This is a genomic window from Devosia elaeis (assembly GCF_001650025.1).
In the GTDB taxonomy this organism is placed as follows: domain Bacteria; phylum Pseudomonadota; class Alphaproteobacteria; order Rhizobiales; family Devosiaceae; genus Devosia; species Devosia elaeis.
In genome coordinates, this window is record NZ_LVVY01000109.1 from 1 (window position 1) to 2,956 (window position 2,956).

General features: G+C 57.7%; 6 protein-coding genes. 2 read left to right on the top strand and 4 right to left on the bottom strand.

The window, feature by feature from the left end; genetic code table 11:
- From A3840_RS14650 to A3840_RS14665, 4 genes are all read right to left on the bottom strand, one after another.
- A partial coding sequence (locus tag A3840_RS14650) for a hypothetical protein (RefSeq protein ID WP_131798339.1) occupies positions 1 to 206 on the bottom strand: 206 nt, incomplete at its 3' end.
- Positions 203 to 460, bottom strand: coding sequence for a hypothetical protein (locus A3840_RS14655; protein ID WP_067458346.1), 258 nt, complete (start codon positions 458 to 460; stop codon positions 203 to 205). The genes A3840_RS14650 and A3840_RS14655, both read right to left, overlap by 4 nt.
- Entirely contained in the window at positions 457 to 1,041 is a 585-nt protein-coding gene (locus A3840_RS14660; protein WP_067458350.1) for a hypothetical protein, read from the bottom strand. Before A3840_RS14660 ends, A3840_RS14655 begins: the two co-directional genes overlap by 4 nt.
- 24 nt (positions 1,042 to 1,065) lie before the next feature.
- Positions 1,066 to 1,755 carry a hypothetical protein gene (locus A3840_RS14665; protein WP_067458353.1) on the bottom strand — a complete coding sequence of 230 codons (690 nt, stop codon included), beginning with the start codon at positions 1,753 to 1,755 and terminating at the stop codon, positions 1,066 to 1,068.
- Positions 1,756 to 1,952: 197 nt separating this feature from the next.
- On the opposite strand from A3840_RS14665, the gene A3840_RS14670 reads away from it, so the two are divergent.
- On the top strand, positions 1,953 to 2,195 hold the full coding sequence (locus A3840_RS14670; RefSeq protein WP_067458356.1) for a helix-turn-helix domain-containing protein: 243 nt from the start codon (positions 1,953 to 1,955) through the stop codon (positions 2,193 to 2,195).
- Between the two features lie 104 nt (positions 2,196 to 2,299).
- Positions 2,300 to 2,956 (top strand): hypothetical protein (locus tag A3840_RS14675; RefSeq protein ID WP_425388856.1); only part of this gene is annotated, 657 nt, incomplete at its 3' end.

Genomic DNA, 2,956 nt, shown 5'->3' on the forward strand with positions numbered 1-2,956 from the left:
ACTCTCCATAAAACCGGAGGGGACTTGGGGCTCAGGTCAGCGGCCATGCCCGAAATGCCCTCCGCCATGGCGTTGACTTCGCCGTCTGTCTTCATGGCGATGCTGACGGCTTCGCGCTCAATGGCTTCCAGAACACGGACGGTGTTCCAGAGTGCGGCCTCGACTGTGGCAATGTCTTCTGCCTTCGGGGGCGATTTGGTCATCATGCACCTGCCTTTCGGTCGCTGGAGCGCAACGGGGCATGGGCACGGTCCAGAAATAGGCCCTGGACGGCACCGCCCATATCGCGACCGGGCATCGTCTGGTCGCGGTAGAGCCATAGACCCGTAATCGTCGGGTCGATGGCCATAGCGTCGGCTTTGAACTGGTCGACCAGTTCCACAAGCAACTGGTCAGTGGTAGCAGCGCCAGATCGAAGAGCGCGGCTCATGGCGGGTGAGATTTTGGACACGTTGCTCATGCGCTCGCTCCGCCGTCCAGCATGTCGGCAATGTCACGAACGTTGATGCCATGCGAGTGACCGACATAGGGACCAACCGCAGAGGTGGTGCGGATAATCGCCGCCACTTCCGTCAAGGTGACCGGGCGATAAGCTGCAAGAGCGTCGTGGGCGGCGCGGAACCTGTGGTAGGCGGTCGTATCCTTCTCAAGGGCCTCCGCGTATCCAGACTGAGCCTCGATTGCGCGGTACTTGAGGCCCTGGCGAGCGAGGCGGCGTCGGGCCAGAGCATAGTTCTTCCGAACGACCTGAGCCTTGGTGCTGTCATCCGCGACAACGGCCAGATCGGCCGCCATGTCCTCTACGAGAATCTTCGCAGCATATTCCGGGTGATAGGTCTGGAACGTCTCGCCCAACCTGGCGTACTTGCGGCGGGGAAACTCGACATAGAGATAGGCTTTATCGAGCAGGTCCGCCTTATGTCGCCGGACTTCATCAAAGGCGGTCTGCGAATTCTTGTGCTCAGTGGCGGCGGGAGAGAATGTTTCCCATATCCATTGAAAGAACCTCCAATTGATTGTGGGGCTGGGGCCACGTTGCAACCTCCTGCCCCGAGCCGGATTTGTTCAGGCGCCAGAACTGCGGTGGTCTGCAAGCACCTTCGCCGTTGCCATTGCGTACTCGTTGACCGCGGCGAAGAAGGCCATTTCGATGCCGGTGGTGTGCCTGCCCCAACTGGTGCGGGGCTCGCGGCGACGGGCTATCATGCTATCTGCGATGCACTGCAGCAGCGTGGCGTTGCCGTTGGTGGGGTGCTGGCCGATGTAGGTGAGGTATTCTTCCCCCAGGCGACGGCCCAGAGCGCAATCCTCTGAATAGTCGCCGGTCGAATCGACATTCCAATAATCGAAGCCACAACCTTCGATCTTGCGCGTGACGAACGACAGGTCGTCGGCATAACCGGTGTAGGTCGGTACTGGACGGATGAATTCTCGCTCATCAGCACCCATCTGCCGGAATCCCCAATATTGATCGGGGTCGCCGCTGTGGATGCTCACCCGCCAGCGGCCGGCAAGTCCCGGCTCTGCCATGGCCGCAATGGCTCGTTCAATGTGCACAGCGGCGAGAGGAAGGCCGGTCAGCCCGGCAGTCTCTGGGTCAATAAAAGCCGTGGCTACATCGCTGGACGAAGCCGTTGTACTGCCGCTCATGACGGCAGCAAGAGGAATTGCGGAGGTGGCCGCGACGGACTGAAGCATTTTGCGCCTCGTGATGGTGTTGTTGGACGGGCGCGTTGTGTTTTCGGTGGTGGTCATTGGGCAAGCCTCCGGCGGTGGCGCGAACAGGTTTGTTCGGCTTTGGCGTGAATGGGTGGTTGGAAAAGTCCGCGGTATTGGACCCGTCACCCCCAAGCTGCACTTGCGAAAATATCAAGTGAGCTTGGTTTAAGCTCTAATAGAGGTTGTGTCAAGCACGCTTGATATAAAATCTACCAGACTGTAGAATCGGCTGTATGATTACCTCAGAACAAATCCGGGGTGCCCGCGCCCTTTTAGGAATGACGCAAGCCAAGCTGGCGGAGCTGGCAGGCATATCCACCACCGGGCTGAATAATATCGAGCGGGGTGGTAGCGACCCGAAGGCCTCGACGCTAAGAGCCATTACCGCTGCCTTGGAGGCGGCCGGCGTGCAGTTCATCCCCGAGAACGGTGGCGGGGCGGGGGTGAGACTGGCGAAGCGGAAGGGGGAAGGATAGTATTGTGTGACAATGCAATACGACGCAGATTTCAGTCATGATCTGGCTATTGCTTCCATTCAAACCGAATCCAGTCATATTGTCTGGCGTTACTGGGAGGCGACATGACTTCGGAAATTTGCGTAATGAACCGATTGGCCGTGGTATTGGCTGCTGATAGCGCAACCACTGTGACACAAAGTACCGCCGAGGGGACGCAGCAGCGATACTTCAAGGGCGCCAATAAGATATTCCAGTTATCCCACCACCACCCTGTAGGCCTTATGATCTATGACTCGGCGGACATACTGAATGTCCCTTGGGAGATTGTGGTGAAGGAGTTCAGGAGCCATCTGGGTACTAAAAGCTTCAATGGACTGTCAGGCTATGCGGAGGAGTTCTTCGGTTTCTTGCAGGGAAACCCCCGGCTCTTTCCAGAGGCTGTGCAACGTGATCGATACCTGCAGGCCGCCAGAACCGCTTCCCTGAATGCATTCCTACCTCAAGACACGAAGCCAGATGAGGCCGCAAGACGAACTCTCGCAGACGAAGCATTACTTAAGGCACAGCAGGCCTTGGCTACAAAAGGCTTCCCTGATGGCCTGGATGCTGCCTTCCTTGCCGACACCATTACGCAAACTCGTGACGAAGTCATTGCCATGAACAATGACTGGATATCTTACCTAAACGTCATACCTCCTACCAATCTTCAAGCGCTTGCAGATTTTGGGATCGAAGCTGTCCTTGGAGTGGACCCCATTTCGCCGGACAGCTGGCGGTTG